The organism is Taklimakanibacter lacteus, assembly GCA_003576695.1.
GTDB lineage: Bacteria > Pseudomonadota > Alphaproteobacteria > Rhizobiales > Aestuariivirgaceae > Taklimakanibacter > Taklimakanibacter lacteus.
On the sequence record QOZQ01000004.1, the window covers coordinates 157,821 to 183,993 of the forward strand.

A 26,173-nucleotide genomic window follows, 5' to 3' on the forward strand; every position below is an offset into this window, starting at 1 on the left:
ATCACACAGAGGAAAATCGCCGTCCCGACGGGAACTGCTTCTCCGTGCCGGGGCTTACTGCCCGACATGAAATTCGATCGCGAGAGTTTCGCTGGTTGCCTTGTTGCTCGGTGTTCGCAAGGCCGCCCCGGTCAGCCGGTAGGCCAGAACAACAATATCAGTGGCACGCCGGCGAAGAGCACGATCAGGGACAGTGGCAGTCCCAGGCGCCAATAATCGCCGAAGCGATAGCCGCCCGGGCCCATCACCAGCGTATTGCATTGGTGCCCGATAGGGGTGAGGAAATCACAGCCCGCGCCGATGGCGACCGCCATCAGGAGCGGGTCGGGACTGATCTTGAGCGATGTCGCCAATGATGCGGCGATCGGTGCCAGGATCAGCACCGTTGCCGCATTGTTGAGAAAGGGCGTCACGCACATGGCGATGAGCAGCAGCAAGGCGACATAGCCCCATCGCGGCAGGAAGTCCGTGAGCAGGGAAATTAGCTGCGCCATCGTGTCCGTCAGGCCGGTGGATTGAGCTGCGTCACTGACGGGAATGAGGGCGCCCAGCATCACGAGGATCGGCCAGTCGATCGCGTTATAGGCCTCGCGCAGGCTGATGCAGTCGGCGATGATGACGAGCGTTGCGGCGATGAAGAAACCGATGGCCACCGGCACGACGCCCAGCGCCACCAGCAGCATGGCCAGCGCCAATATGCCGATCGGCAAATAGGTATTGCGGCCACGCCCGAGGCTCAGCGGTCTTTCCGCCAAGGGAAGGCAGGCGAGCTCGCCCAGCGTTTCCGGCATGAAGCGCATGTTTCCCTGCAGCACGATGGCATCGCCGGCCTTGAGCCGCACCGAATTGAGCCGATGGGTGATGCGGCTGCCGCGGCGGCTGACCGCGAGCAGATTGAGGTCATAGCGGTCGAAGAGCTGGTTCTGCGAGACGGTGCGGCCGATGAGGGCGATTCATTGCCGATGACGGCCTCCATCACGCCGATCTCGTCGCTCGCCGTTTCCTTCGCCGGACGCTTGTCCTGGCGGACCAGCGTCAGCTTTCCAGCCGCAACGGCCCTTTCCAGCACCGCAGGCTCTCCATGCAGGATCAGCAGATCGTCGGCGCGGATCTTGGTGTTCCTCGGCGGGTTGGACCGGTTGAGCCCGCCGCGGATCAGGACCGCGACATCGAGCTCGTCTTCCGCCCGCTTCTCGATATCGCTGAGCGATTTGCCGACAAAGGGCGAGTCGGGAGGAACCGTCACCTCGGTCGCATAGGCATCGAGATTGAAGGCCGCCTCGATCGAGGCGGCCGCTCGCCGTCCGGTCGGCAGCAATCTGTAGCCGAAGGCCAGGAAGGCGATGCCGGCCAGCGTCAGGCCGATGCCGACAGGAGCGAAGTCGAACATCCGGAACGGCGTGCCCAGCATCTTCTCGCGCGCTTGCGAGACGATGATGTTGGGCGAGGTGCCGACCAGGGTGATGAGGCCGCCGAGGAGCGAGGCGAAGGACATCGGCATCAGCAGCAACGAGGGGGAGGTTCCGCTGCGGCGCGCCAGCTTGAAGGCGATCGGCAGGAACATCGCCAGCGTACCGATATTCTTGACGAAAGCCGAGAGGGCCGCAACGCAGGCCGTCAGCGTCACGATCTGGCTGCGTGGCTTCGACAGATCGAAGCGGGCCCGGCTCATGGCGAGTTCGACCAGCCCCGAGCGCGAGACGGCAGCACTCAGGATCAGCGCGCTGGCGACGATGATGACGATGTCGCTGGAGAAGCCGGTGAAGGCCTTCTCCGCCGGGACGATGCCGATCACAAAGGCCGCGATCAGGGCGATGACCGCGACGAGATCATATCTGAGGCGCCCCCAGGCAAAAAGCGCCATCATCGCGACGATGGTCGCGAGCGCCAGTAGTTGCGGATGATCCATCGTCGATCCCCGGAATTCCTGCTTCCAGGTGAGGCTAGGGCAGGGATCGGAAGTTTACCAGTGGCGGGGCTTCAGGCTGAAGGTCCAAGCGCTTCCGGAGGAAATCTCCCTTGCCCCGAACGTCCGAGAGATCGGGCTGCGGGCCGCTCCCGGCTCACAGTGCGGTTGAGCCTCCGTCAACGAGCATCGGCGCGCCGGTCGTATATTTCGATTCATCGGAAGCGAGATAAACGGCGGCCCAGGCGATGTCATCGACAGTGCCGAGGCCAAGAGGATGCATGTCCCGAATCTGCCTGTCGACGGCAGAGGGGTCACTTTGCTGGGACAGGAAGTGGCGATACATCCCGGTATCGATGGTGCCCGGGCAGAGCGCGTTCACCCTGATCCGGTCCGCCGCATAGCGCGTTGCCATGGACCGGCCGAGATGCACGACCGCCGCCTTGGTCGCGCAATAGGCGTGATGCATGGGAAAGCCGATGAAGGCGCTTTCACTGGCCACATTGACGATCGATCCGCCGCCTTTGGCGCGCATCAGCGGGATCACCGACCGGCTCAGCAGATAGACGCTCTTCACATTCACGGCGAAGATGCGATCCCAGTCGTCTTCCGCCATCTCTTCGACCGATCCGTTGAGGACGATGCCGGCGTTGTTGACGAGCACGTCCGGCTCTCCAAGAGTTTCAGCGATATCCGCCACGATACCTTCGACCATCCGCCGGTCCGTCACATCGCAACGCCAGGACCGTATGTTCGGATGCGGCCGGTGATCCGGCGCCGCTGCCTGCGGCGCCGTCTCTGCGACATCGAGTGCTGCAACCCCGGCGCCCTCGCAGGCGAAGCGGTGGGCGATCGCCGCGCCGATGCCGCGCGCCGCGCCGGTGACGATGGCTATCTTGTCCTGCAATCGCCCGGGCATGGATCTACGCGCCCTTGCCGAAGACGATGAGCTCCGCCGCTTCCTTGACGAGCTTGGGCTTCAGGGCTTCACGCCACCCCGGATTGACGACTTTCTCCTTGGCGAAGCGCATCAGGCGCAGGGCCGCATCGGATGGAACCTTGGGGGAATAGCCGAACCACATGGCAATCTCGACATTGAGATGGCCGATCAGGAAATCGAAGGCCGCTTCGCGCGGTATGCCCTGCTTGGCGCATTCGTCCACCGCTTCGACCATCGTGTCGACGAACGCCATTGCGAGCATTTCGGACAGGCCCGGCTCCAGGATCGCGAGCTGCTCGACGCTGACCCGGTATGTCCTGATGATCGGAGACCACATCGCCTCGCAGATCCGGGCGCCCAGGGCGTAGTGCTCTTCCGGTCCCTGCATCAGCGCGCAGACGATCGACTGTGGCGCCACGCCGCCATGGTAGTCGACACGCTCAGCCCCTTGTGTCGTCGTGCTGTAGAGCGGCGGGTGACAGGGATGCCCGACGAAATAGGTCAGATCCGGCCTGTCCTTCGGCATGTCTTCGGCATAGGGGGCGGCCGCGTCGAGGATCAGCAGCATCGTGCCTGATGCGAGTTTCGGCGAGATGTCGCGCGCGACCCGGCCGATGATGTTGTCGGGAAGCGCAAAGATGACAGCCTGCGCGCCGGCGATCCCGCGCTCGACATCGATCGCCGCTATGCCGGCCTCGACGAGCCGTTGGCGGCCCGCTTCGCCGATTTCCACCGCCCGCACGTCATAGCCGGCATCGATGAGCTTGCGGGTGATGCGAAAGCCCATCTTCCCGCCCGAGCCCAGGATCGCGATCGACGCCTTGCCTGCCGCCGGTTCAACTTTTGAAGCCATGTCATCAACCTCCCTTTGTGCTGTTTGATCGTTCGGGACGACCTTGCACGGGCGTCGCCCGCGCGACTCCCTTATATGATTTTATTTATCATGTCATCATACCAGTTTTCGTGCGCTAACAAATTGAGAGAGGGAGCGGTTCCCCAAGGTGGCCGCGGCGGCTAGTTGCCTTCCCGCGAAGCGGTGTCGTGGGCCTGCGGTCCCTCTTTCAGGAGCTGCGAGTAAAGGCTGTTTGCCCGCAGGAGATGCTCTGCCATGGCAGCCGCTGCCCCATCGGCGTCTCCGGCCGCTATGGCGCGGTAGATCTTTTCATGCTCGGCGATGGTGATCCGATCGGCGCCGCGCACCGAAACCAGCTCGCGCTTGAAGCGCGACATCCAGTCGAGCATTCCCCGTGTCACGGCGGCAAACAGCTGGTTGCCGGAAATCTCGGCGATCAGGCAGTGGAACGCCATGTCGCAGGCGACGAATCGCTCGGTGTTGGCGCGCGCCGCGGCCAGATTGCGGTGCGCCTGGGCTAGGCGGTCAAGATCGGCGCCGGTTGCGCGGCGCGTCGCGATCCGGACCATGCCGGTTTCCATCAACAGCCGCGCTTCCTTGAGGTCGTCGAGGGCGCGCGAGCCGGTGGCCAGCATCATCACCATGGCGCCCGACACCTGCTCGACGACGTCGTTCGGCGTCGGATTGACGACGCGCGCGCGTTCGCCATGGGAAATGCGCAAGAGGCCCATTTGCTCGAGCTTCTGCATCGCCTCGCGCACGACCGGCCGGCCGACATCGAGGCGCAGCATGAGCTCGCGCTCCGAGGGCATCTGGGATCCGGGCGGGAATTCGGCCGAGGTGATGGCCGAAACGAGCCGGTCAAGCACGTCGTTCGAGAGTTTCCGTCGTTTGATGGGTAGCATTGAAGGCATCGATCCTGACCTGGCTGAGGAAGGTGAGATAACCATAAAATAGTCACCGGGCGTATAAAAGCAATTGACAAACTGGTATGATGACATCATGAATCGTGCCGGAAGATCGGGGCCGAGCCCATCTTCCGCAGCCAACGCGGCATCAACCGCGAAACAGGGAGGAAACAAAAATGTCCATGAACAGACGTGATTTCACAGTCGGAACGCTGATGGGGCTCGCCGCGATGTCGGGCCTGACCGTCGCCGTCCGTGCCGAGGGCGACAAGACGATCGCCGTCCTGTTCGACGGTCTTTATTCGGAGTTCTGGGTCGCCGGCATCAAGATCATTCGAGCCGATCTCGAGAAACGCGGCTTCAAGATCATGGAAGCGATCTCGGACAAGGATGATAACAAGCAGTTCGAGCAGGTCAAAGCCGCCATCGCGCAGAAGGTCGAGGGCATCATCATCGTCCAGACCGACTCGAATGCCGTCATTCCGGCGATCAAGGCAGCCAACGCGGCAAATGTTCCGATGGTGCATTTCAACCGGCCGCCGGCGCAATCGGAAGCCTTCTCGGTCGCCATTCAGGCCGACAATCAGAAGATCGCCAGGGATGCCGTGCTCTATTCCTGCGAGGTCGCGAAGGCGTCGGGCAAGAAACACCAGGCCGCCATCCTCATCGGCAATCTCGGCGATCCCAACGCCATCCAGCGTCGTGACGGCTTCGACGAAGCCGTCGGGCAATACAAGGATGTGATCGACGTCGTGGCCCGCATTCCAACCGAATGGGACGCCGACAAGGCCTTTGCGGGGCTCACCAACGCGTTGCAAGCCAACCCCGATATCTCCTTCCTCTTCACCTCCTCGGACTTCCTGATCCCGCAAATCCAGCAGGCGCTGGAAGCGGCCGACAAATGGGCGCCGATCGGCGATGACAAGCATGTAATCTTCACCGGTTTCGACGGCTTTCCCGCCGCCTACGGGCTGATGAAGGACAAGTTCATGGATGCCTGCGGTGTGCAGAACCTCTTCTATGAGACGACCCTCGCCATCCAGGCCATCCTCGACCTGAAGGCCGGTCAGAAGGTCGAAAAGCTCCTGCTTGATCCGGGCTTCGCGATCACCCAGGCGAACATGGAAGAGAAGAAGGGTGAAATGTGGGGTTATGTTCTGTGGAAGGAAGCAAATCCGGGCTGAGGCTTTCGGCCTCCCGCACAGACCATCCGGCCGCGGCCGCGATGGTCTGTCACTCCCGGAGCGGGATGCGAAAAAACGAGCCCCGGCTCTTCGCAAGAATCCCGCTCTCGATATCAGAATCGATCACGTCCGTGAGTTTGGATTGTCTCAATTCAGACTCATCGTGATCTGACCCATTCACGAGAGAAAAAGCCTTGGCGGCCACTGAACATACACCACCCCTGGCAATGCCGGCGGGCAGGGCAGGGATGGTCCCTGATGCCGGGCGCCAAGCCCGGCGCGGCGGCTTCGCGGGCCGGCTCGTGAGGTCGGAATATTTTGTCCTGCTGCTCTGCGCTCTCTATGCGCTCGCGGCCTATCCATTCGTTCCGGTTCTCTTTTCGGCCGAGGTGGCCGGCAACATGATCGCCGACATGTCGCCTTTGCTGATTGTCGCGGTGGGGCAGACCTTCGTACTGGTCATTGCGGGCATAGATCTGTCGATTACCGCCGTCATTGCCCTTTCCGCCGTGGTCGGCGCATCGATCATGACGCAGGCCGGCGGCTATTTGCCCGGCAATGGGGGCGTGCTTCCGGCGATCCTCGCCATGCTGGGCGTCGGTGGCGCGGTCGGGTTGCTCAACGGCCTGTCGGTGACGCGGCTCAACATGCCGCCTTTCCTCGTGACCCTGGCGACGCGCATGTTCTTTGCGGGCCTCGCGATCTGGTACACGACCTTCCACACGACGTCTTCCTCGATCGCCGACCTTCCGCCGCTGTTCACGGGCCTCTATGATTTCGTCGTGCTGACCCTTCCGATCGGCGAGTCGGTGCTCACGCTGCCTCTGTTGCCGGTCCTGATCGCGGTCATCGTCGTGATAGGGGCGCATGTGACACTGTCGCGCACCATGCTGGGGCGCTGGATCTATGCGGTCGGCGCCAATCGGCGAACGGCGCGTGTTTCGGGCATTCCGGTCGAGAGCACGATCATCCTGGCCTTCACGATCTGCGGGGTCTGCGCCGCGCTGACCGGCATCCTGATGTCGTCCCGGCTGCAGACCGGCTCGCCGATCCTCGGGGAAAATGTCCTCCTCGACGTGATCGGCGCGGTGGTCATCGGCGGCACCAGCCTGTTCGGCGGCAAGGGCAAGATCGTCTGGACGCTCTCGGGCGTCCTGTTCCTCGTTCTTCTCGACACCACGCTGAAGCTGCTCGGCGCATCGCTTTTCCTCATCTTCATCATCAAGGGCGCGGTGATACTCGCCGCCGCGACTCTCGACACATTGCGAAATCGCATCTTCGTGGAGCACTAGGCGTTGAGCGAAGCACGACCACTGCTCTCCGTAAGCGGGCTTGCCAAGAGCTTCTTCGGCGTCCGCGTCCTCCATGGCGTCGATTTCGATGTGTTCCCCGGCGAGGCGCTCGGCCTCGTGGGCGAGAACGGCTCCGGCAAGTCCACATGCGTGAATATCATCGGCGGAGTCCTCAAGCCCGATGCGGGCGAGATGAGCCTGAATGGCGCTCCCTATCATCCCCTGTCGCCGAAAGGGGCCGCCAGTGCCGGGATCGCCTTCATCCACCAGGAGCTCAATCTGTTCGGCAATCTCTCGATCGAGGAGAACCTGTTCATCGAGCGCCTGCCGAAGCACCGCATGCTGCCGTTGATCGACAGGAGGGCGGTGCGGGCGCGCGCCGTCCAGCTCCTGAGGGAAGTCGAGCTCGACTTGCCGCCGACTACTCCCGTGGCGCGCCTTTCGCAAGGCGAGCGTCAGCTGATCGAGATCGCCAAGGCCATCTCGATGAATGCGAAAGTCGTCATATTCGACGAGCCCACGACATCGCTGACGCGCCACGAGGTCGACCGGCTTTTTACCATCATCGCGCGCCTCAAGGCTCGCGGCATCGGCATGATCTATATCAGCCACGCGCTCGATGACGTCATGGCGGTGTGCGAGCGCATCACGGTCCTGCGTGACGGCGCGGTGCTCGGCGGCGGGCCGCGCGATGAATTTTCCCTCGCCAGGATCATCAGTCTCATGGTCGGCCGCGCGATCGATACGATTTACCCGGAGCGTATGGTTCCGCCGCGCGCGGATCCCGTCCTGCGCGTAGAGGGACTCGCTCAGCCCGGTGTCGCGAAGGACATCACATTCGATATCAAGGAGGGCGAAGTCGTCGGGCTGGGTGGCCTCATGGGATCGGGGCGGTCCGAGCTCGCGCGGATGATCTTCGGCCTCGATGCCTTCTCACGTGGAAGGATCATTGTCGGTGACAAAGTGCTCGCAAATCCGACGCCGCGCGAGGCCATCGATGCGGGCATGGCGTTCCTGACCGAAGACCGGCGTGGCGAGGGGCTGCTCATGGATTTCTCGATTGCGGAGAACACGATTCTGGCCGCGCTCGGGAGATTCGCCCGAGCCGCCGGCATGCTCGAATGGAGAAAGGTCGTGACCGAGAGCAAGACGATGGCCGGTCGCGTTCATCTCTCGACCGATCGGGTCGTCGAGACCCGGGCCAAGCATCTCTCCGGCGGAAACCAGCAGAAGATCGTCATCGGCAAGTGGCTCATGCGCATGCCGAAGCTGTTCATCCTGGATGAGCCCACCCGCGGCATAGATGTCGGTGCCAAGCAGGAAGTCTATCGGATCATCAACGCCCTGGTCGAAGCGGGAAGTGCGGTGCTGCTGATCTCATCCGAAATCGAAGAGCTCATGGGGCTTTCAGACCGCATATTGACCATTTATCGCGGCGAGCTGACCGGAAGCTTCGCGCGGGCCGCATTTGATCGCGAAATCCTGATGGGAGCGGTCACGCGGCCACCGCGTGCCGAGGCGGGCTGAACCATGAGCGACAATCGCCTGACGCTTGCGCTGCTCCGTCTCGCCCCGCTCCTGCTCTTCGTGGTGATCGTGGTGGCTTTCGGCCTGCTCAACGAACGGTTCCTGTCTTTCGGCAATTTCAGGAACATAGTCATCCAGGCCGCCCCGATCGCCATCCTCGCCATCGGCATGACTTTCGTGCTGCTGATCGCCGAGATCGACCTTTCGGTCGGCGCGGTCATGTATGTCGGGGCGAGTCTTGTCGCGATCTATCTGGAGCCCGCGACCGGTTTCGGGTTCACCGATCCCAATCTGTGGTGGCCGCTGTCGCTCGCCGTGTTTGTCGCCACCGGGATGATCGTCGGCGCCGTCCATGGACTGGTCGTCACCTCACTCGGGATTGCGTCGTTCATAGCGACACTGGCAAGCCTCTTCATGCTGCGCGGCCTGGCGATGTTCCTGTCGAACACCCGCACCCTCCAGTTCTCGCGCGAAATCAAGGATATAAACCGGTGGGAGATCTTCCAGATCGTGCCGATGGCGGACCGGGCCTACGGGGTTCCGGTGGCAATCCTGATCCTGCTCATCGTGTTCTTCTCAGGCTGGCTTGTCCTTCGCCACACCGCCTTCGGACGGCAGATCCATGCCGTCGGCGAGGACCGGGAGGCCGCCAAGAAGGCGGGACTGGCGGTCAAGGGGATCGTCTTCGCCTGCTTTGTCATCTGCGGCTTCTGCGCAGGGGTGGGTGGCTTCGTGGCGGCAACCCAGCAGGGCGCGGTCGGACCCAATTTCGGGCTGCAGGTCGAATTCCAGGTCATCGCCGCCGCCGTCCTGGGCGGGGTTTCCCTCTTCGGCGGACGTGGCTCGGTGTGGGGTCCGGTATTCGGAGCGATCCTCATCCGCACGACGATTGCCGGCCTGACCTTCGTCAATGCGGATCCCTACATCTATCCGCTCGTGACGGCGGCGATCATCTTTCTTGCTGTCGCGGTCGATGGTCTGCGCACCCGAATGATCGAGCGCATGAGCCGGCGCATGATCCGGCCGCTCGAAGCAGGATAGATCCGTCATGAGCAGGCTTATATCCGTATCGACCGTCGTCCATGATGGCTATCCGCTCGAGCGTTCCTTCGAGGAGATCGCCGATGCGGGGCTCGCGCTGGTCGAGCCGGCCTATATCCGCGGCTATATCGAGTTCGACGAGACCGCCTTTTCGGACATGGCGGCGCGTCGGATAAGCCGCGCCATGAAGCAGGCAGGTGTTTCCGCGACTGCCGTGTCGGCCCATATGGATCTGGGTGAGGCCGACTCCACGGCCATGCTCGCAAGGCGGGTTCGATTTGCTGCGGCCATCGGCGCGCGCTACACCATCACGAATTCGAGTCCCGACGCGAGGCGCGATCAGTTCCTGCGGGCAATCGAGGCAAACCTGCCGGCCGCGCAGGCTCTGGGTGTGGTGCTTGCTCTCGAAAATCCGGGACATGGGCAGGACTATCTCATCCGGGATGGCCGCACCGGCTCCGATGTCGTATCCCTGTTCAAGTCACCATGGCTGCGCTTGAACTACGATGGCTGCAACGTGCTCACCTGCAGTGAGGGCGGCATGCGGCCGGAGTCGGATATCGACAGCGCACTGGCCGATATTGCGCATATTCACCTGAAAGATGTTCGCCGCGTTCCCGGCGGATGGCGTTACACAGCCCTCGGCGAAGGCGAGATCGACAATCACGCTGTCATCCGGAAGCTGGCGGAAGCCGACGATGTGCCCTTGTGCATTGAATTGCCCTTGCGCCTGTACCGGCCGGCTTTCGCCGGTCCGGCTCGCGATGCGCAGGCGCCGCCGCTGCAAAGCCTTCGCTCGGCGATCCGGAAATCGCACGATTATGTGCTCGCCGGGCTGCGTTCAAGAACTGTCTGAAGAGGCTGCGGCCAGCTAAGCGCCGACCCGCTGGATCACGGTATCGCCCGGATAGGCCTGCCTGATTTATTTGAGATTGGTGATGCCGGGGGAGCGGCCGTGCGCCTGCTAGAAGCGGAAGTTAACTCCGCCTCTGACGAGCGAAAAATCGGCGCTGCCGCTGAAATCCCGAGGCTCGCCCAGATCCGCTTCCTCCAGATCGATCCAAAGATACTCGACCTTGACGGAGACGGAGTCGTCGAGCGCCCATTCGACGCCGCCACCTATCGTCCACCCGAATACGGTGTCGCTGCCGTCAAACCGGCCATTTTGTGGGGGAATGGGGCCGAGATCGATCTTGCCTTCGATTTCGGCAAAAGCCATGCCCGCGGTGATGTAGGGCAGGATCGTATCTATCGGCAGTCCGGCGCGCAGGCGTACCGTTCCGAACCAGGGAACATCGGTCGAGCATTCGTCCGGTACGCCGCATCCCCATTGGGGAGTGCCGTCAAACTCGCCAGCGATATCCGAGTAGGAGATGTCGGTCTCCAATCCGAGGAGAATGCTGTCGAGCTGCCAGTTGTAGCCAATCGCGGCGCCGCCGACGAAGCCGTCTATGGTCTCGTCATCCGACTGCCCCGGATCCGGGTCGGCGGTCGTCTGGCGCGTATCGCCCCAGCCGTAGCCTGCCGTGGCGCCGATATAAAAGCCGGTCCAGTCATGGACGGTGGGCGCTTCAATGTCGGCGGCGAAGGCATTTCCGACCATGAATACGGAAACGGTACCCGCGCTTAGCGCTTTCTTCAACATTGATCCCCCGCTCAAGCTCAACTCATAGGTGCGGCGGCCCCCGGATCCTGCATCCACCCACCGCGGCACCACTATATGCGGGATGCTGTTGCATGGCTTGGGCTGAAGCGAACTGAGGCTTTGGGCAGGGCGAAGCAAGCGCAGTCAGTCCCGCCTGCGGCGGGCGCGACTTTTCACATCGGTCGGTGTTTCGCCATAGGCGCGGCGGAAGGACTGGTTGAAGTAGGACAGGTCGCCAAATCCGCAATCGATGGCGATCGTGCCGATCGGCAGGCGTGCCGAGGCGGGGTCGCTCAGCCTTCGGTGGGCAAGGGCCAGGCGCGACCGAAGCAGGAAGGAGGAAAAGGTCAGGCCATCCCTGTCGAACAGCATCTGGACATAGCGTGGCGAGACCCCTTGGGCACGCGCCACATCCCTGACGGAGAAGGATGGCTCACCCAGATGCGCGAGCATGTGCTTCTTCATGGCGTCGAGCCGGGCAGCGGGGAGTCCGCGCCTGCCGGCCAATTCCATGGTGTCGCCGGTGGCCCCGAAAGCGAGAGCGATAAGATCGCAGACATGCAGGACCATGGCGTGCCGCAACGCGCTGCCGGCATTCTCGCAGATGCGCACCGACTCGGCATAGCTTTTCAGCAACCGCAAGACGTCGACCTCAGCGCAGACCGGGCGCATGAATGCGTCCTCCAGTCCCATGATCAGAGGCTTCAGCGTAGCGCGGGGCACCTTCACCGTAACATGGCGGATGGGCCGTGCGTGCTCGATCGTAGCTTTGTCCACACATGACATGAGCGTCGCCGCCCCCGTCTCGACGGTGATTTCCTTGCCCAGATGCTGGAAGTGAGTGGGGCTCATCGCCCAGGTGACGAGGCAATCATCATCGGTCTTGCCAAGATCGGGGCCTGCGCGGAAACGCTGAGCGATGGTGCCGCCCCACATGTAGCGATGGGGGGAATTGCCGCCCCACATCACGCTCGCACCCGGCAGCACATGCCACTCGACGTCCGCCCGGCATTCACGGGACAGCGGTGTGATGTCCAGAGTGGCGCAACGGCCGAACACTTCCCGATACACTGCGATCCGCTCCCGCTCGGGAAATTCCGCCGTTGAGAATCGGAACACCGATGATTTCGGCATCAGATGGCCCCCAACTTGGCAGATCCGGATGACTGTAAACATTCGCGGGGCGATTTGAAAAGCGCTCGTTTGCCGTGTGGTTCCGCGGGTGAAGGCCTCGGGGAGGGGCAGCCGATTGCAGCCGATGATATTGTTGCTCCTTCCGGGCGGTCGGCGCATCGAGCCGTAAGGGCGAGCGGCTTTGGACAAGTCCAATGCGCAAGGGCCATGGGTCTGGTTTACCCAAGGTTGACTGCCGGCCGGCAACCCGTCATCCTCCATCGGGTCTCGCGGGTGGGAAGCGGGGAGGACAAGGTGGGGAAATGCACGGGCGTTATCGCAGGTCTCGCGGCCATAATGGTTTCAGCCGCATCGGCTTTTGCGGCGGACGTGGAGCCCATGCCTGCGAGCTATGACTGGAGTGGCGCTTATATCGGCCTTCATGCGGGCTATCTGTGGGGGAAGGTCGATTATGATGAACCTGATTTCCCCGACTTCTCGCTGAACCGCAAGGATGACGCCTTCATTGGCGGCGTCTATCTGGGTTTCAACCATCAGATGGACAGCCTGGTTATCGGTGCCGAGGGCGACTTCGGCCTGGGCGGCGTCGATATCGACAACGAAGAAGATGATCCCGACAATACCTATTCCGCATTCGACAGCGACTGGAACGCGCATATCCGCGGCCGGCTGGGCCTCGCGATGGATCGACTATTGCTCTTTGTGGCGGGCGGTCTCGCCATTGCCGATCTCGAGATTGACGATACCGATGACGGCTTTGGTGATGTGAGGAACACGCATCTGGGCTGGACGATCGGCGGTGGAGCAGAATTTGCGATCAGCGAAAACCTGCTCGTGCGCGCCGAGTATCTTTATGATGATTACGGCCGCGAGGGCGGCGAGATCCAAGGGCCCAATGCCGCCTCGGATTACGATGTCGATGCGGATCTGAGCGCTTCGACCGTCCGCGTCGGCATCTCCTACATTTTCTCCGCTGAATGAGATATAGGTACCCGGCCCCTGCCGCAGGGCCGGGTTTCACCCACCCTTCCGCTGCACCATCACCTTGCCGTCGAAGGCGAAGACCAGCTCGCCATTCTGGTTGAAGCCTTGGCTGTGCTTGGTGGCGAGGCCCCAGCGCGGGCGGGAGGCCATCTCGCGCTTGGCGGTGATCTCCATCCAATAGGTGACGGTGTCGCCCGGATAAACCGGCTTGATCCATTTGAGATTGGTGATGCCGGGGGAGGGGCCGTGCTCGGGCAAGGTGTCGCCCCTGGCGATGCGCGCCTTGCGGGCATTGTCGTCGGCCTCGACATAGCAGCGCATCCAGGCGGAGGCCGTGTGCCAGCCCGAAGCGGCAAGCCGGCCGAAATGGCTCTCCGCCGCCGCCTCATCGCTCACGTGGAAGGATTGCGGGTCATAGGCGCGCGCGAAGCGCAACACCGCCTCGCGGGTGAAATGATAGGAGCCGAGCTTCCACTTCTGCCCGACATGCGCCTCATCGTAGAACAGTCCCATCATGGCCGGCGCACCTTGATGAGATTGATGCCGGTCATGTCGATCTTGGTCTCGCCCTCGCTCGACTGCGCTTCCCAGCGCATCGTCACCAGTCCCATTTCCGGGCGGCTCTTCGACTGGCGCTTGGCGAGGACGGTCATGCGGCCGCGCAACGTCTCGCCAGCATAGACGGGCTTGAGCCACTTGACCTCATCGAGGCCGGGCGAGCCCATGCCGGCGGTCCTGCCCAGATAGCCATCGACCATCAGGCGCATCAGGATGCCGCAACTATGCCAGCCCGAGGCGGAAAGCCCGCCAAGGACGGATGACTTCGCCCTGTCCTCGTCGAGATGGAAGAACTGCGGATCGAATTCGCGAGCGAAGGATTTGATCTCCTCCGCCGACACGCTATAGGCGCCAAGGTCCCAGCTCTCCCCGACGGTGAAGTCCTCATAATGGAGAAGATCGGACATTTCTCTGGCGTCTCCTTCTCTCATGCGCATCGGATTATCCGAAAAGTCTGCAACTTTTCGGTCCGATGCTAGTTCGCGAAGCGGAAATGCAGCACATCGCCGTCCTGCACGATATATTCCTTGCCCTCGAGCCTGAGCTTGCCGGCATCGCGCGCACCCGTCTCGCCATTGAGGCCGACATAATCATCATAGGCGATGGTCTCGGAACGGATGAAGCCTTTCTCGAAATCGGTATGGATGACGCCCGCCGCCTGCGGCGCCCTGGTGCCCTTGGTGATGGTCCAGGCGCGCGCCTCCTTGGGGCCGACGGTGAAATAAGTCACCAGATGAAGGAGCTCATAGCCCGCCCGGATCACCCGGTTGAGGCCGGGCTCGGCGAGGCCGATCGTGTCGAGATAGTCCTTCTGCTCGCTCAAGGGGAGGACCGCGATCTCGCTTTCGATCTTGGCCGACACGACCACGGCTTCGGCGCCCTCTTCCTTGGCGCGCTGCATGACCTTGGCAGAATACCCATTGCCCTTGTCGGCGGACGCCTCTTCGACGTTGCAGACATAGAGCACCGGCTTCGAGCTCAGGAGCCCCAGCATCTGGAAGCTCTTCTCCTCCTCGGGCGTCCTCTCGACGAGGCGGGCCGGCTTGCCCTCCTGCAGGAGCACAAGTGCGCGCTTGACGAGGTCATATTGCTCCCTGGCTTCCTTGTCGCCGCCGCGCAGCTTCTTCTCCAGATTGACGGACCGCTTCTCAAGGCTGTCGAGATCGGCCAGCATCAGTTCGGTCTCGATCGTCTCGATATCGCGGATCGGGTCGACGCCACCCTCGACATGGGTGACATCGCCATCCTCGAAGCAGCGCACCACATGGGCGATGGCGTCGACCTCGCGGATATTGGCGAGAAACTGGTTGCCGAGGCCTTCGCCCTTGGAGGCGCCGCGCACCAGCCCGGCGATGTCGACGAAGGTCAGGCGCGTCGGGATGGTTTGCGCGCTTCCGGCGATCGCCGCCAGCTTGTCGAGGCGCTCATCGGGAACGCCGACATCGCCGACATTGGGCTCGATGGTGCAGAAGGGATAGTTCGCCGCCTGCGCCGCCGCCGTCTGGGTGAGGGCGTTGAACAGGGTCGATTTGCCGACATTGGGCAGGCCGACAATGCCGCATTTGAAACCCATCAGTCCGTCTCCTTCTTTGCCGGCTTGGTTTTTTCGGGCTCGGGGTTGAGGGCCAGATGCACCCGGTTCTGGAATGTCAGAAAGTCGCGCGCCGTGAGGAGGGCGGCATTTTCGGCAACCGTCTCGATCAGCGGGTCGAGCCACTGACGATCGGCCTTGCTGAAATCACCCAGCACATGGACGCGCGCCGTGCCTTTCTCGTCGAGCTTGCCGACGCCCAGGCGAACCCGGTGATAGTCGTTGCCGATATGGGCGTCGATCGAGCGGATGCCGTTGTTGCCGGCACTGCCGCCGCCGGTCTTCACTCTGACCTTGGCGGGCGGCAGGTCGATCTCGTCATGCAGCACGATGATGTCGTCGGGAGTGAGGTTGTAGAATCGCATGGCCTCGCCGACGGCGCGGCCCGACTCGTTCATATAGGTCTGCGGCTTGAGGGCGAGCACGCGCTCGCCGCCAAGATTGCCTTCCGACGTCTCGCCCTGGAAGCGCTTGCGCCACGCGCCAAAGCCATGGCGGCGGACGATCTCGTCCACCGCCATGAAGCCGATATTGTGCCGGTTGCTGGCATATTTGGACCCGGGATTGCCGAGCCCGACCAGAAGAAGCATCGAGCCCTCCTAATTCCTCCCGCTTCGCTGGAAACGGGAAGACCAGGCTTACTTCTTCTTGTCGCCGCCCTTGGCGGCGGGCGCCGGCGCAGCCGCGGCCTTGGCATCCTTGCCCGCCGCGGGTGCAGCACCCGGAGCAGCAGCAGGAGCCTTCTGGGCGGTTGCCGGAACTTCCGCAGACGGTGTTTCGGCAGCGGCGGCAGCAGCTTCCTCTTCTTCCTTGATGCCGGCAGCGGAGGCGATGGTCGCGATGGTGAAATCCCTTTCGCGAATGGCGTGCGTCACATTCTCCGGCAGCTTCACGGCCGATGCGTGAATCGACTGGCCGATCTCGAGGCCGGTGAGGTCGATGAGAATTTCGTCCGGAATGAAGTCGGCCGGGCAATAAAGGTCGATCTCGTGGCGCACGATGTTCAGCACGCCGCCCTTCTTGAGGCCGGGCGAGTCGGCGTGGTTCCTGAAGTGAACCGGAACCTCGACATGGATGCGGGCATTCTTGCCGAGGCGCAGGAAGTCCACATGGCTGATGAAGTCGCGCACCGGCTCGAACTGGATGTCGCGCGGGATGGCGCGCACCACCGTGCCATCGACCTCAAGGTCGACGAGGGTCGACATGAAGCGGCCGGTGTTCACATGCGGCTGCAATTCATTATAGGCGAAGGAGATGTTCTGGGGCTCCTTCTTGTCGCCATAGACGACGCCGGGGATGAGACCTTGGCGGCGCACTGCCCGGGCGGCCCCCTTGCCAGCCCCGCCACGCGCCGTGGCCTTAAGCTTGATGATCTTGGACATTATCAACTCCGATTGGGATATGGATTGCGCGAACCTTCCTCCAGGGGTGACCGGCGTCCGCGCGCGGGCGGATATACAGATTTAGGCCCCTGGACGCAACCCGGGACGGCGTCGCGCTGCTGCGAAGCGGGCAAATTCCGGCTCTCGCCTGTTGCTTCGCGGGTTCAGGGCTGGCTTTCCCTGGTCTGCCAACTCTCTAAGCTATTGTAATTGCTTGTAGATAGCAAAGAGCGTGGGTCGCCCATCGTCAAAATAGGCGAATTCTCCCTGTATTTCACTTTTGGGCCAAATCGGCCATGCGGGCGAGTGTGATCCGTCGTCAGTCGAACAGGCTCGACACCGACTCTTCGCGCGATGTGCGTCCGATCGCCTCGCCGATCAGAGGCGCGATCGAAATCACTCTGATATTGCGGGCGACCTTCACGGCTTCCGTCGGCTGGATCGAGTCGGTGATCACCAGCGACTTGAGCTTGGAGGAGGTAATACGTGCGACCGCGCCACCCGAGAGCACGCCATGGGTGATATAGGCGGTAACGTCCTTCGCCCCCTGGGCGAGGAGCGCATCGGCGGCGTTGCACAAAGTGCCGCCTGAATCGACGATGTCGTCGATGAGGATGCAGGAATGGCCTTTGACATCGCCGATGATGTTCATGACTTCCGATTCACCCGGGCGGTCGCGGCGCTTGTCGACGATGGCAAGCGGCGTGCCGAGGCGCTTGGCGAGCGCCCTGGCGCGCACCACGCCGCCGACATCGGGGGAGACGACGACGGTGTTGCGAATGTCGTAATGATCCTTGATGTCGCGCACCAGGACGGGGCCGGCGAAGAGGTTGTCGGTCGGGATGTCGAAGAAGCCCTGGATCTGGCCGGCATGAAGATCGAGGGTCAGCACGCGATCGGCGCCGGCGTGGGTGATCAGATTGGCGACGAGCTTGGCCGAGATCGGGGTGCGCGGACTGGATTTGCGGTCCTGGCGGGCATAGCCGAAATAGGGGATGACGGCGGTGATGCGGTGGGCGGAAGAGCGGCGCAGCGCATCGATGATGATGAGCAGCTCCATGAGATGGTCATTGGCCGGGAAGGATGTCGACTGGACGACGAACACGTCCTGGCCGCGTACATTCTCCTGGATCTCGACGAAGATCTCCATGTCGGCGAAGCGCTTCACCACCGCCTTCGCCTGCGGCAGGTTGAGATAAGAGGAAATGGCCTCGGCAAGCGGCCGATTGCTGTTTCCGCTGATGATTTTCATGAAGGGCCGGCCCTCTCCGTCTGACCTGTCGCGGGCTCTATATCAACAGCGCGCGCGGTGCGCAAAGGGCAGGGCGTGTATTTTCCTTAACATCCACAGATGGATGATTTTGCCCCGGAGGGCGGGAAGATCCGGAAAATCAACGGTATTTCTTCACCAGGTCGTAAATGCCGGTAACGGCTGCCTGTGCGGCAAAGAGCGCATTCTCGCCCCAGCCGCCCTCGAGCGAGCCCGGCGGCACCTTGTTCGCCTGCTTCACCGTGCCGAGGGTCCGCCCGTCGGGCGTCTTTATCGTCCAGTCAAGCGCCACATTCTGGCTCTTGCCCTGCTTGGGGCCGAGCTTAACCCGGCCGGAAATGGTCAGCGCATCGTCGCGCGGCTTCATCAGAACCGGCCAGCCGGCGTCCTTGAGGGTCTGGCGCATGGCCTTCGTCAGATCGTCATTGCCGCTGCCCGGCGCGCCGCTGACGGGCAGCACCACCACGGCGCTGATCCGCTTGCGTCCGGAAGGATCGGGCCTGGCAGTCTTCGCCGCGGCGATCGCCTGGTCGTCGGCCGGTGCGGCGTCGACGGGCTCGGCCTCGGCGGCGGCAAGCGCCGTCTTCTGGCCGGCCGGGACTTGCGGCGATGCCTTGCCCACGGTCGGCATGCCCTGCGGGCCGTACATGGTCTCAAAGTCGATGTCCTTGTCGGCATCGGGGCCGGCGCGGGCATAGGTCTCGAGCGGCGGCGGCATGCCGCCGACCTCGGTCGCATAGCCGAGCTGCGACAGGCGGCTCGACAGGCTTTCGGCCGTATAGGCGGCCACCCGCTGCAGCACAGCGGGTGTTACCTGGAGCCAGGGATCGCCGGTCGCGGTTCCGGGCGCCACTTCCTCGGCCGAGATCGTGTGCAGGACCGTGCCCTTCGGATCGGTCAGCGTCCAGCTGTAGCCGAGCCTGACCGCCGCCGGATCGGGGATGATGGTGAAATTGCCCCTGAGCGACATGGTCGTGCTGTCGAGCCTGGTATCGATGATCGCCATGTCGCGCTTGCCGGCGGCGACGGCGAGCGCATCCTTGAGGGCGGGCAGCTTGGCGGAAGGCAGGCCCGCGACCTCGACCAGTTCGATGGGCGGAACAGTCTTGCCGCTGGGGCCCGGGGTTCCATCGGTGGATTTGGCGAAAGGCAGCGATCCGCCGCTGCTGCAGGCGGCAAGCACGACGAGGCAAAGCGCCAGGAGGGCCAAGCTTGCCGCTTGCCGCAGTGCTGAAAGGCTTGTGGTGCGAGCATCGCCCATGATGTCAACGCAGGATCATACCCAGCGGGTATTTTGACAAGGGCTCAGCTTTAGCATGTCCAACGATATAAGTCCTGCCCAGGCTGAATGCCCGGCCATTGTCGCTGTCCATCAAGATCATGTGCAGGAAGAAAACCTGGTTCCGCGCCAGGGGCGCCGGATTGCCGGTGAAGAACATCGGATAGTCCATCCAGCTGGGCGTGAACTTGGCGCCCAGCGAATAGCCGCAGGCATTGTAGCGATGCGCCTTCATGCCATGCTCGTCCATGATGCGGGCATGGGCGTCGAACACATCGCCCGCCACATTGCCGGGACGCAGGACGGCCTCGCAGGCCTTGAGCGCCGCGCGGCAGGCCTCGTCCATCTTCTCATGTGCCTTGCCGGGCTTGCCGATGACGATCGTGCGCATCAGCGCCGCATGATAGTGGCGAAAGGCGCCGGCGAATTCGAGGGTCAGCTGATCATTCTTCGCCAGCTTGCGGCGGCCGGATTTATAGCGGCTGAGCAGCGCGTCGCGGCCCGAGCCGATGATGAACTCGTTGGCCGGGTAGTCGCCGCCCGCGGCGAAGATTGCCGCCTGCTGGGCTGCCAGGATGCGGCCCTCATCGGCGCCGGCGCGCGTCTCCTCGATCCCGGCCGCGAGAGCGAGATCGGCGAGCCGGCCCGCCTTGCGGACATATTTCAGCTCGGCTTCGGATTTCACCACGCGGATGCGATCGACGAGACCCGTGGCTTCGCTCAGCGTGCAGAAGCCCGAAAGCGCATCGTCCACAGCCCTGCCGTTGAAATGGGTAAGGCCGTAGGAATTGGTCTCGATGCCGAGTCGCTTTCCTTTGGCGCCCAGGCTCGCCAGCATGTCGCGCAACTGCCTGGCGGGTTCGGCACCCGCCGCGTCGGTCCAGATGCGGATGTCCTCGATGATCGATGTGTGCTGCGCCTGGCGCAGATCGGGCGCGCGGGTGAGAAGGCTGAGCTTGCCGTCGGCGCCGAGATAAAGGCACTGGAAGAAGCAGAAGCCGAAAGTGTCATAGCCGGTGAGGTAATACATGCTCTCCTGCTGGAACATCAGCAGACCGTCGAGCCCATCGGCGATGAGCGCGCGGCGCACCCTGGCGATGCGCGCTTTGTATTCGCTTCTGTCGAAATGCAAGGCCATGACGAGCTATACCGGCCGCAGGACGATGGCGGAAATCTGGCGGCCATAGTCCTTTTCGTTGCGGTGGGTGGCGCGGCGGTAGCTGTAGAACCGGGCCTCGTCCGAATAGGTGCACAGGCCAAGATCGACCACGCGGCCCACGCCTTCAGCCGTCATGCGCCGCCGCAAATAGCCCGGCAGATCGAACATGTGATGGCCCGAGCGCGAAGAGGGCGTGAAGAAATCGGCATTGCCGGCATTTTCCTTGATGAAGGGGGCGGCGAATTCCGGGCCGACCTCATAGGCTGCTTGCGAGATGGTCGGTCCGATGACGGCGGTGATCGCCTTGCGGCGCGCGCCCTTCTGCTCCATCGCGGCAATGGTGGCATCGCTCACCCCGGCAAGGGCACCTTTCCAGCCGGCATGGGCGGCGCCGATCACGCCGGCGTCCTCATCGGCAAAGAGAAGGGGGGCGCAGTCGGCGGTGAGCACCGCAATGGCAAGGCCGGGCGTCGTCGTGACGATGGCATCGCCCTTGGGCGGTGCCAGCGGATCCCAGGGCGCCTCGGCAAAGATGACATCGGGACTGTGCCATTGCCACACGGTGAGCAGGCGCTCGCCCGGGACGCCAAGATGATGACCGGCCGTTGCGCGGTTACGGGCAACGGTCGGCTTGTCGTCGCCCGATCCATAGCCGCAATTGAGCGAAGCGAAGAGACCGCCTGAATGACCGCCCTGGCGGGTGAAGAAGGCGTGGCGCAGCGCTGGAGCGGATTTGAGTTCAGGAGCTTCGATCATGGCGAACCAAAAGGATAGGGCGTGGGCAGTCCCGGCGATAGGGCCGCCATGACCTTGAACAGGTTACCCATTTGATTTTCTCCGGCAAGCCGTTCGGTGGCGCGGGCAATGATCTTGCGTTCCGGCAGCCTGGCCTTCCTGGCAAGACTGTCGGCGCGGGCCTCGAGCCCCATGGCATGGAGATAGTGCCGTTGGGTGACGGGACCGAACGTCACGGCGCCGCCGTCGCGGAAAGCCTGGCCAAGCCTTTCAAAGTCGACATGCGAGGTGAGATCCGCTTCGCCCGGACGATCGAGGATGCTGCAGAATTTGTGGCGGCGCACGGCCTGAAGGGTATCGCCTTGAGCCGAAGCCGGGTGGCCGTAATCGACGATGAGGGCGATGCCCGGCGAATGAGCGAGGCGTTCGCCGAGCGCCCTTGCGACAGCGGCGCGGATCGGCGCCAGTTCCAGAATGGTGCCTTCGACCGCCGGCGGCTCGGCCAGCGGAAAGGCGCTGCGGCCGATCACCAGGCGGTCACCGGCATTGAGCCCGATGCGCCGTTCCATCCAGCGGCCGTCATGGAACTCATACTGGCTGATGGGCAACGCGTCGAAGAACTCGTTGGCGATGATGATCGCGGGGCCTTCGGGAAGGCTCTCTATGCTCTCATGCCAGGTGACGGCGGGGCCGAGCTTCCCGGCCTGGAGCTTGCGCAAAGCGGGGCTCGTCTCGACGAGATGGATCTCGGCGGCCTCGCGAAAGCCCGGCATGACCTTGGTGGCGCGCAGGATATCGCTCATCAAGGTGCCGCGGCCGGGACCGAGCTCGACCAGCAGAAAGTGCCGCGGCGCGCCGAGCGCCTGGAAGGCGGCGGCGCACCAGACGCCGATGAGCTCACCGAAAATCTGCGAGATTTCGGGCGCGGTGATGAAGTCGCCGTCGGGCCCGAAGGGATCGCGCGACATGTAATAGCCATGGACCGGATGTCCGAGGCACAGCGCCATATAGCGGTCGATCGGCATCGGCCCGTCCTCGCGGATCATCGCGACGATGAGATCCTCGAGCGGTGTCGATTTTCTCATGTATGGCGCGACCTGAGCAGCAGCCAGATGCCGATCGCGACAAGGGGCAGGGACAGGATCATGCCCATGGTGATGAAGCCGAGGAAATAGCCGAGCTGGACATCAGGCTCGCGGAAGAACTCGACGATGATGCGCGACACGCCGTAGCCCAAAGCGAAGAGGCCGGAGGCGCGCCCCGGGTGAGCGAGCGCCTTGAAGCGATGGGTGGCGATGCGCACGATGAGGAAGAGCACGAAGCCCTCGAGGAAGGCCTCATAGAGCTGGCTCGGATGGCGCGGAACCTGTGCCGGGTCATTGGGAAAGATCATGGCCCAGGGAACATCGCCCGCCCGTCCATAGAGCTCGCCATTGATGAAATTGGCGAGCCGCCCGAGGCCGAGGCCCACCGGTGTCGCAGCGGCGCCGAGATCAAGCAGGCGATCGAGGGTCGCGCCATATCGCCTGCCATAGATGAGAAGCGCCACCACCACGCCGAGGAAGCCGCCATGGAAGGACATGCCGCCTTCCCACATGCGGAAGATGTCGAGCGGGTTCGTGAGGAAATGCAGGGGATTGTAGAAGAGCACATAGCCGATGCGGCCGCCGAGGATGACGCCGAGCGTGATCCAGATGAAGAGGTCGTCGACCTGCCTCGGCGTGAGCGTCGGCTGGCGGTCAGCCCACAAAGGAGGGGTGCCGACCAGTCGCTTGGCATACCAGATGGCGAAGACAAGACCGGCAATATAGGCCAGCGCATACCAGCGTACCGCGAAGGGGCCGATGGAAAAGGCCACAGGGTCAATATCGGGGAAGTCGATCATGGCGGCTGAACCTGACCGCCTAACCGCCGCCGGTCAAGCAAATGTCCTTGAATTGCATCGCTCCCATACCTAATTGTCAGGCCAGAAGGAGCGTGATCCATGACCACGACATCGTCCCGGTTCTTTGATGAACTCGCCAAGCTTGCCACCAATGCCGCGGGTGCCGCGCAAGGGGTGAGGCGCGAGATCGACACGCTGGTGAAGGCGCAGGTCGAGCGCGTGCTCAATGATGTGGGCGTCGTCAAGCGCGAGGACTTCGATGTCGTGCGCGAGATGGCCCAGAAGGCGCGCGAGGAAAACGACCGTCTGCTGGAGCGCATCGCGGTATTGGAAGCCAGGCTCGGCATCACGCCGCCCGCTGCGGAGCCGCGCAGCGAATCGCCCGGCGAAACCGCGACTCACTGACGCCTCCCCGATCTGTCCTGAAATTCCATGTGGAGGAATCACCTCCATGGTTAACGCGCAGCTTGAAGCGACTCAAAGGCTTGGGCACGGTTCGCGGAACTGACGAATTGATTCGTCCCGGGAACTGATAATGGCGGGTTTGCAATCGCTCTATAAGGATACGTCCAACCCGCTCGATCGCGTCGAGCAGATCGCGCATGGCCATGAGTGGTTCATCGACCGCTCGGCGGAAGACGAAGTCAACATGATCGTCGCCGCGGCCTGGGGCGATATGAGCATCTCCATCCACTGGCGCGAGGATTTCGAAAGCCTGCATATCGCGTCGAGCTATGATCTCAAGGTGCCGGCCAACCGGCGCGAGGAGATCGGCCGCCTCCTGACACTCATCAACGAGCAGCTCTATTTCGGCCATTTCGACATCTGGCGGCAGGACGGGTCGGTGCTCCTGCGCGACAGCCTCATCCTGTCGGGCGGGGCGCGGGCCACCGATGCGCAGTGCGAGACGCTCATCCGCATCGCGATCGAAACCTGCGAGCGCTATTTCCCGTCCTTGCAATTCGTCATCTGGGCCGGCAAGAGTGCCGAGGAAGCTCTGCAATCGAGCCTTCTCGACACCGTGGGCGAGGCATGACGATTTCTCTGAAAGGAACGCTGGTGCTGGTCGGCGCCGGCAAAATGGGCGGCGCCATGCTGGAAGGCTGGCTCAAGAGCGGCGTGAAAGCCAGCCAGGTGGTGGCGCTCGACCCTTCGCCGCCACCCGAAATCCTGGCGCTCCTGCAGAAGCACGCCATCCGGCACAATCCCGCCGTGGCGACGATCAAGGACGCCGAAGTCGTCCTCATCGCGGTCAAGCCGCAAGTGATGGAAGATGTCCTGCCCGGCATCGCCGGCCTCAAGGCCTCGCGGCCCCTGGTGCTCTCGGTCGCGGCCGGCAAGACGATCGCCTCCTTCGCCCGTCATTTCGGCGCGGATGCGGCGATCATCCGCACCATCCCCAATACGCCGGCGGCGATCGGCCGCGGCATCACCGCCATGGCGGCAAATGCCCATGCCTCGCCGGCCCAGATCGCGCTGGCGACCGCGCTCCTGTCGGCCATCGGCGAAGTGGTCACGGTTTCCGATGAGGCGCTGATCGATGCGGTCACCGCCGTTTCAGGCTCGGGGCCGGCCTATGTCTTCTACCTCACCGAATGCCTGGCAGAGGCCGGCGTCGCCCAGGGCCTGCCGCCCGACATCGCGATGCAGCTGGCGCGGGCGACGGTGGCCGGGGCGGGCGAGCTCATGCGGGTGACCGGCCAGCCGGCAGCGACCTTGCGCCAGAATGTGACCTCGCCCAAGGGCACCACTTATGCCGCGCTGCAGGTGCTGATGGCCGATGACGGGCTCGATCCCCTGATGAAGAAAGCCATCGATGCGGCAACCCGCCGCTCGCGCGAATTGGCAAGCTGACGAGCCTCCGCTAAGCTCATTGGATGACGACCGAGACGCGCGAGCGCTTCATCGAAGCCGCCTTTCGTCTGGCGGCCGAAAAACCATGGCCGGAGATCACCCTCGCCGCAATCGCCGAGTCCTCAGGGCTCAGTCTCGCCGAACTGGCGGAGCAGATCTCCGGCAAGCCGGATATTCTCGACGCCTTTGCGCGCAGCATGGATGCCAAGCTGCTTGCGTCCCTCAAGGACGATCCGGTGGAGGGCGATGCGCATGACCGGTTGTTCGACATCATGCTGCGGCGTTTCGAATTGCTGGCTCCCTACAAGCCGGCAATCGCCAATATCGCCAAGGCGCCGGCGGATGGGCCGGCTGAATGGCTGGCGCTGCTCAACTCGGCGTTGGTGACGCAGAACTGGCTGCTGGCCGCCGCCGATGTCCAGCTCGGCGGCGTCAAGGGCGATGTCGCCAGACTGGGCCTCGCCAAGATCCAGGCCGATATGCTGCGCATCTGGCTCAAGGACGACGATGCGGGCCTCGCCCGCACCATGGCGGCGCTCGATCGCAAGCTCAGGGACGGCGAAGCGCTGATGAAACGGCTTGAAACGCCGATCGCCCTGTGCTCTGGCTTTGCCCGCGTCTTCCGCAGCTTCCGGGAAGAGCGGACATCCAGCAAAGCACAGGCCCATGACACAGCCGACTGACAAGCCAGCCACCATCACCTTCGACGATTTCCTCAAAGTCGATGTCAGGGCCGGGACCATCATCGAGGCCGAGCCCTTTCCGGAAGCGCGCAAGCCCGCCTTCAAACTCAAGATCGATTTCGGGCCCGAGATCGGCATCAAGAAGTCTTCGGCCCAGATCACCAAGCATTATACGCTCGACGGCCTGGTGGGGCGGCAAGTGGCGGCGGTCGTCAATTTCCCGCCGCGCCAGATCGGCAAGTTCATGTCGGAAGTCCTGACGCTGGGATTTCCGGATGAGGAGGGCGAAGTGGTGCTGACCGCCATCGAGCGCAAAGTGCCCAATGGCGGCCGGCTTTTTTAGTTTTTGTTGCGCATGATCTT

27 protein-coding genes and 1 pseudogene are annotated in these 26,173 nt (G+C 63.2%); 11 read left to right on the forward strand and 17 right to left on the reverse strand.

Going from position 1 to position 26,173, the window contains the following annotated elements:
* Positions 1-131 precede the first annotated feature (131 nt).
* The 4 genes and pseudogenes from DT068_RS08975 to nanR all read right to left on the reverse strand — a co-directional run bounded on the left by DT068_RS08975 (position 132) and on the right by nanR (position 4,604).
* A pseudogene (locus tag DT068_RS08975) lies at positions 132-1,909 on the reverse strand (SLC13 family permease).
* 154 nt (positions 1,910-2,063) lie between these two features.
* Complete coding sequence (locus DT068_RS08980; RefSeq protein ID WP_119389479.1) at positions 2,064-2,825, reverse strand: SDR family NAD(P)-dependent oxidoreductase; 762 nt, start codon at positions 2,823-2,825, stop codon at positions 2,064-2,066.
* 4 nt (positions 2,826-2,829) lie between these two features.
* Positions 2,830-3,699 (reverse strand): phosphogluconate dehydrogenase C-terminal domain-containing protein, encoded by an 870-nt coding sequence (locus DT068_RS08985; RefSeq protein ID WP_119389480.1) that lies wholly within the window; start codon positions 3,697-3,699, stop codon positions 2,830-2,832.
* 161 nt (positions 3,700-3,860) lie between these two features.
* Entirely contained in the window at positions 3,861-4,604 is a 744-nt protein-coding gene (nanR, locus tag DT068_RS08990; protein WP_119389481.1) for a transcriptional regulator NanR, read from the reverse strand.
* A gap of 185 nt (positions 4,605-4,789) precedes the next feature.
* Here nanR and DT068_RS08995 point away from each other — a divergent pair, with 185 nt between their 5' ends.
* The 5 genes from DT068_RS08995 to DT068_RS09015 all read left to right on the forward strand — a co-directional run bounded on the left by DT068_RS08995 (position 4,790) and on the right by DT068_RS09015 (position 10,507).
* Positions 4,790-5,791: a sugar ABC transporter substrate-binding protein gene (locus tag DT068_RS08995; RefSeq protein ID WP_162914083.1), complete on the forward strand. Its 1,002-nt coding sequence runs from the start codon at positions 4,790-4,792 to the stop codon at positions 5,789-5,791.
* A gap of 248 nt (positions 5,792-6,039) precedes the next feature.
* Complete coding sequence (locus DT068_RS09000; RefSeq protein ID WP_162914084.1) at positions 6,040-7,083, forward strand: ABC transporter permease; 1,044 nt, start codon at positions 6,040-6,042, stop codon at positions 7,081-7,083.
* A 3-nt stretch (positions 7,084-7,086) separates the two neighbouring features.
* On the forward strand, positions 7,087-8,610 hold the full coding sequence (locus DT068_RS09005; RefSeq protein WP_368904584.1) for a sugar ABC transporter ATP-binding protein: 1,524 nt from the start codon (positions 7,087-7,089) through the stop codon (positions 8,608-8,610).
* A 3-nt stretch (positions 8,611-8,613) separates the two neighbouring features.
* On the forward strand, positions 8,614-9,651 hold the full coding sequence (locus DT068_RS09010) for an ABC transporter permease (RefSeq protein WP_119389484.1): 1,038 nt from the start codon (positions 8,614-8,616) through the stop codon (positions 9,649-9,651).
* Between the two features lie 7 nt (positions 9,652-9,658).
* The gene (locus tag DT068_RS09015) at positions 9,659-10,507 is read left to right on the forward strand and encodes a sugar phosphate isomerase/epimerase family protein (protein ID WP_119389485.1); all 849 of its coding nucleotides are present in this window, start codon (positions 9,659-9,661) and stop codon (positions 10,505-10,507) included.
* Between the two features lie 108 nt (positions 10,508-10,615).
* On the opposite strand, the gene DT068_RS09020 is transcribed toward DT068_RS09015, so the two are convergent.
* Together DT068_RS09020 and DT068_RS09025 are read right to left on the reverse strand one after the other, a co-directional pair.
* The gene (locus DT068_RS09020; protein ID WP_119389486.1) at positions 10,616-11,296 is read right to left on the reverse strand and encodes an outer membrane protein; all 681 of its coding nucleotides are present in this window, start codon (positions 11,294-11,296) and stop codon (positions 10,616-10,618) included.
* A 144-nt stretch (positions 11,297-11,440) separates the two neighbouring features.
* Positions 11,441-12,430, reverse strand: coding sequence for an AraC family transcriptional regulator (locus tag DT068_RS09025; RefSeq protein WP_162914085.1), 990 nt, complete (start codon positions 12,428-12,430; stop codon positions 11,441-11,443).
* A gap of 3 nt (positions 12,431-12,433) precedes the next feature.
* Here DT068_RS09025 and DT068_RS09030 point away from each other — a divergent pair, with 3 nt between their 5' ends.
* Positions 12,434-13,411: an outer membrane protein gene (locus tag DT068_RS09030; RefSeq protein WP_119389787.1), complete on the forward strand. Its 978-nt coding sequence runs from the start codon at positions 12,434-12,436 to the stop codon at positions 13,409-13,411.
* Between the two features lie 36 nt (positions 13,412-13,447).
* Here the strand turns inward: DT068_RS09030 and DT068_RS09035 are convergent, their stop codons facing one another.
* From DT068_RS09035 to lgt, 11 genes are all read right to left on the reverse strand, one after another.
* The gene (locus DT068_RS09035; RefSeq protein WP_368904585.1) at positions 13,448-13,930 is read right to left on the reverse strand and encodes a MaoC family dehydratase; all 483 of its coding nucleotides are present in this window, start codon (positions 13,928-13,930) and stop codon (positions 13,448-13,450) included.
* On the reverse strand, positions 13,927-14,379 hold the full coding sequence (locus tag DT068_RS09040; RefSeq protein ID WP_119389488.1) for a MaoC family dehydratase: 453 nt from the start codon (positions 14,377-14,379) through the stop codon (positions 13,927-13,929). The genes DT068_RS09035 and DT068_RS09040 overlap by 4 nt, the downstream gene beginning before the upstream one ends.
* Before the next feature lie 68 nt (positions 14,380-14,447).
* A complete protein-coding gene (ychF, locus tag DT068_RS09045; protein ID WP_119389489.1) occupies positions 14,448-15,545 on the reverse strand; it encodes a redox-regulated ATPase YchF in 1,098 nt (365 codons plus the stop codon).
* On the reverse strand, positions 15,545-16,153 hold the full coding sequence (gene pth, locus DT068_RS09050) for an aminoacyl-tRNA hydrolase (protein ID WP_119389490.1): 609 nt from the start codon (positions 16,151-16,153) through the stop codon (positions 15,545-15,547). The genes ychF and pth overlap by 1 nt, the downstream gene beginning before the upstream one ends.
* Before the next feature lie 48 nt (positions 16,154-16,201).
* A complete protein-coding gene (locus DT068_RS09055; RefSeq protein ID WP_119389491.1) occupies positions 16,202-16,945 on the reverse strand; it encodes a 50S ribosomal protein L25/general stress protein Ctc in 744 nt (247 codons plus the stop codon).
* Positions 16,946-17,264: 319 nt separating this feature from the next.
* Positions 17,265-18,197, reverse strand: coding sequence for a ribose-phosphate pyrophosphokinase (locus DT068_RS09060; protein WP_119389492.1), 933 nt, complete (start codon positions 18,195-18,197; stop codon positions 17,265-17,267).
* A gap of 139 nt (positions 18,198-18,336) precedes the next feature.
* Entirely contained in the window at positions 18,337-19,476 is a 1,140-nt protein-coding gene (locus DT068_RS09065; RefSeq protein WP_119389493.1) for a hypothetical protein, read from the reverse strand.
* 4 nt (positions 19,477-19,480) lie between these two features.
* On the reverse strand, positions 19,481-20,632 hold the full coding sequence (locus DT068_RS09070) for a M24 family metallopeptidase (RefSeq protein ID WP_119389494.1): 1,152 nt from the start codon (positions 20,630-20,632) through the stop codon (positions 19,481-19,483).
* A 6-nt stretch (positions 20,633-20,638) separates the two neighbouring features.
* Positions 20,639-21,409, reverse strand: a complete 771-nt coding sequence (gene pgeF, locus DT068_RS09075; RefSeq protein WP_119389495.1) for a peptidoglycan editing factor PgeF — start codon at positions 21,407-21,409, stop codon at positions 20,639-20,641.
* Positions 21,406-22,473, reverse strand: coding sequence for a class I SAM-dependent methyltransferase (locus tag DT068_RS09080; RefSeq protein ID WP_119389496.1), 1,068 nt, complete (start codon positions 22,471-22,473; stop codon positions 21,406-21,408). Before DT068_RS09080 ends, pgeF begins: the two co-directional genes overlap by 4 nt.
* On the reverse strand, positions 22,470-23,273 hold the full coding sequence (gene lgt / locus DT068_RS09085) for a prolipoprotein diacylglyceryl transferase (RefSeq protein ID WP_119389497.1): 804 nt from the start codon (positions 23,271-23,273) through the stop codon (positions 22,470-22,472). Before lgt ends, DT068_RS09080 begins: the two co-directional genes overlap by 4 nt.
* 99 nt (positions 23,274-23,372) lie before the next feature.
* Here lgt and DT068_RS09090 point away from each other — a divergent pair, with 99 nt between their 5' ends.
* From DT068_RS09090 to DT068_RS09110, 5 genes are all read left to right on the forward strand, one after another.
* Entirely contained in the window at positions 23,373-23,678 is a 306-nt protein-coding gene (locus DT068_RS09090) for an accessory factor UbiK family protein (RefSeq protein WP_119389498.1), read from the forward strand.
* Positions 23,679-23,808: 130 nt separating this feature from the next.
* Complete coding sequence (locus DT068_RS09095) at positions 23,809-24,309, forward strand: type III secretion system chaperone family protein (RefSeq protein ID WP_119389499.1); 501 nt, start codon at positions 23,809-23,811, stop codon at positions 24,307-24,309.
* Positions 24,306-25,127 (forward strand): pyrroline-5-carboxylate reductase, encoded by an 822-nt coding sequence (gene proC / locus DT068_RS09100; protein ID WP_119389500.1) that lies wholly within the window; start codon positions 24,306-24,308, stop codon positions 25,125-25,127. Before DT068_RS09095 ends, proC begins: the two co-directional genes overlap by 4 nt.
* A 23-nt stretch (positions 25,128-25,150) precedes the next feature.
* Positions 25,151-25,810: a TetR/AcrR family transcriptional regulator gene (locus tag DT068_RS09105; RefSeq protein ID WP_119389501.1), complete on the forward strand. Its 660-nt coding sequence runs from the start codon at positions 25,151-25,153 to the stop codon at positions 25,808-25,810.
* On the forward strand, positions 25,794-26,153 hold the full coding sequence (locus DT068_RS09110; protein ID WP_119389502.1) for a tRNA-binding protein: 360 nt from the start codon (positions 25,794-25,796) through the stop codon (positions 26,151-26,153). The genes DT068_RS09105 and DT068_RS09110 overlap by 17 nt, the downstream gene beginning before the upstream one ends.
* Positions 26,154-26,173 lie beyond the last annotated feature (20 nt).

Excerpts from the sequence above, each read along its gene's own strand:
- lgt (WP_119389497.1), bottom strand. The coding sequence starts at position 23,273 with ATGATCGACTTCCCCGATATTGACCCTGTGGCCTTTTCCATCGGCCCC.
- proC (WP_119389500.1), top strand. The coding sequence starts at position 24,306 with ATGACGATTTCTCTGAAAGGAACGCTGGTGCTGGTCGGCGCCGGCAAA.
- DT068_RS09090 (WP_119389498.1), top strand. The coding sequence starts at position 23,373 with ATGACCACGACATCGTCCCGGTTCTTTGATGAACTCGCCAAGCTTGCC.
- pgeF (WP_119389495.1), bottom strand. The coding sequence starts at position 21,409 with ATGATCGAAGCTCCTGAACTCAAATCCGCTCCAGCGCTGCGCCACGCC.
- DT068_RS09070 (WP_119389494.1), bottom strand. The coding sequence starts at position 20,632 with ATGGCCTTGCATTTCGACAGAAGCGAATACAAAGCGCGCATCGCCAGG.
- DT068_RS09080 (WP_119389496.1), bottom strand. The coding sequence starts at position 22,473 with ATGAGAAAATCGACACCGCTCGAGGATCTCATCGTCGCGATGATCCGC.
- DT068_RS08995 (WP_162914083.1), top strand. The coding sequence starts at position 4,790 with ATGAACAGACGTGATTTCACAGTCGGAACGCTGATGGGGCTCGCCGCG.
- DT068_RS09035 (WP_368904585.1), bottom strand. The coding sequence starts at position 13,930 with ATGATGGGACTGTTCTACGATGAGGCGCATGTCGGGCAGAAGTGGAAG.
- DT068_RS09015 (WP_119389485.1), top strand. The coding sequence starts at position 9,659 with ATGAGCAGGCTTATATCCGTATCGACCGTCGTCCATGATGGCTATCCG.
- DT068_RS09010 (WP_119389484.1), top strand. The coding sequence starts at position 8,614 with ATGAGCGACAATCGCCTGACGCTTGCGCTGCTCCGTCTCGCCCCGCTC.
- ychF (WP_119389489.1), bottom strand. The coding sequence starts at position 15,545 with ATGGGTTTCAAATGCGGCATTGTCGGCCTGCCCAATGTCGGCAAATCG.
- DT068_RS09055 (WP_119389491.1), bottom strand. The coding sequence starts at position 16,945 with ATGTCCAAGATCATCAAGCTTAAGGCCACGGCGCGTGGCGGGGCTGGC.
- pth (WP_119389490.1), bottom strand. The coding sequence starts at position 16,153 with ATGCTTCTTCTGGTCGGGCTCGGCAATCCCGGGTCCAAATATGCCAGC.
- DT068_RS09110 (WP_119389502.1), top strand. The coding sequence starts at position 25,794 with ATGACACAGCCGACTGACAAGCCAGCCACCATCACCTTCGACGATTTC.
- DT068_RS09000 (WP_162914084.1), top strand. The coding sequence starts at position 6,040 with ATGGTCCCTGATGCCGGGCGCCAAGCCCGGCGCGGCGGCTTCGCGGGC.
- DT068_RS09060 (WP_119389492.1), bottom strand. The coding sequence starts at position 18,197 with ATGAAAATCATCAGCGGAAACAGCAATCGGCCGCTTGCCGAGGCCATT.
- DT068_RS08985 (WP_119389480.1), bottom strand. The coding sequence starts at position 3,699 with ATGGCTTCAAAAGTTGAACCGGCGGCAGGCAAGGCGTCGATCGCGATC.
- DT068_RS09020 (WP_119389486.1), bottom strand. The coding sequence starts at position 11,296 with ATGTTGAAGAAAGCGCTAAGCGCGGGTACCGTTTCCGTATTCATGGTC.
- nanR (WP_119389481.1), bottom strand. The coding sequence starts at position 4,604 with ATGCTACCCATCAAACGACGGAAACTCTCGAACGACGTGCTTGACCGG.
- DT068_RS09105 (WP_119389501.1), top strand. The coding sequence starts at position 25,151 with ATGACGACCGAGACGCGCGAGCGCTTCATCGAAGCCGCCTTTCGTCTG.
- DT068_RS08980 (WP_119389479.1), bottom strand. The coding sequence starts at position 2,825 with ATGCCCGGGCGATTGCAGGACAAGATAGCCATCGTCACCGGCGCGGCG.
- DT068_RS09030 (WP_119389787.1), top strand. The coding sequence starts at position 12,434 with ATGGCCCCCAACTTGGCAGATCCGGATGACTGTAAACATTCGCGGGGC.
- DT068_RS09025 (WP_162914085.1), bottom strand. The coding sequence starts at position 12,430 with ATGCCGAAATCATCGGTGTTCCGATTCTCAACGGCGGAATTTCCCGAG.
- DT068_RS09095 (WP_119389499.1), top strand. The coding sequence starts at position 23,809 with ATGGCGGGTTTGCAATCGCTCTATAAGGATACGTCCAACCCGCTCGAT.
- DT068_RS09065 (WP_119389493.1), bottom strand. The coding sequence starts at position 19,476 with ATGGGCGATGCTCGCACCACAAGCCTTTCAGCACTGCGGCAAGCGGCA.
- DT068_RS09040 (WP_119389488.1), bottom strand. The coding sequence starts at position 14,379 with ATGTCCGATCTTCTCCATTATGAGGACTTCACCGTCGGGGAGAGCTGG.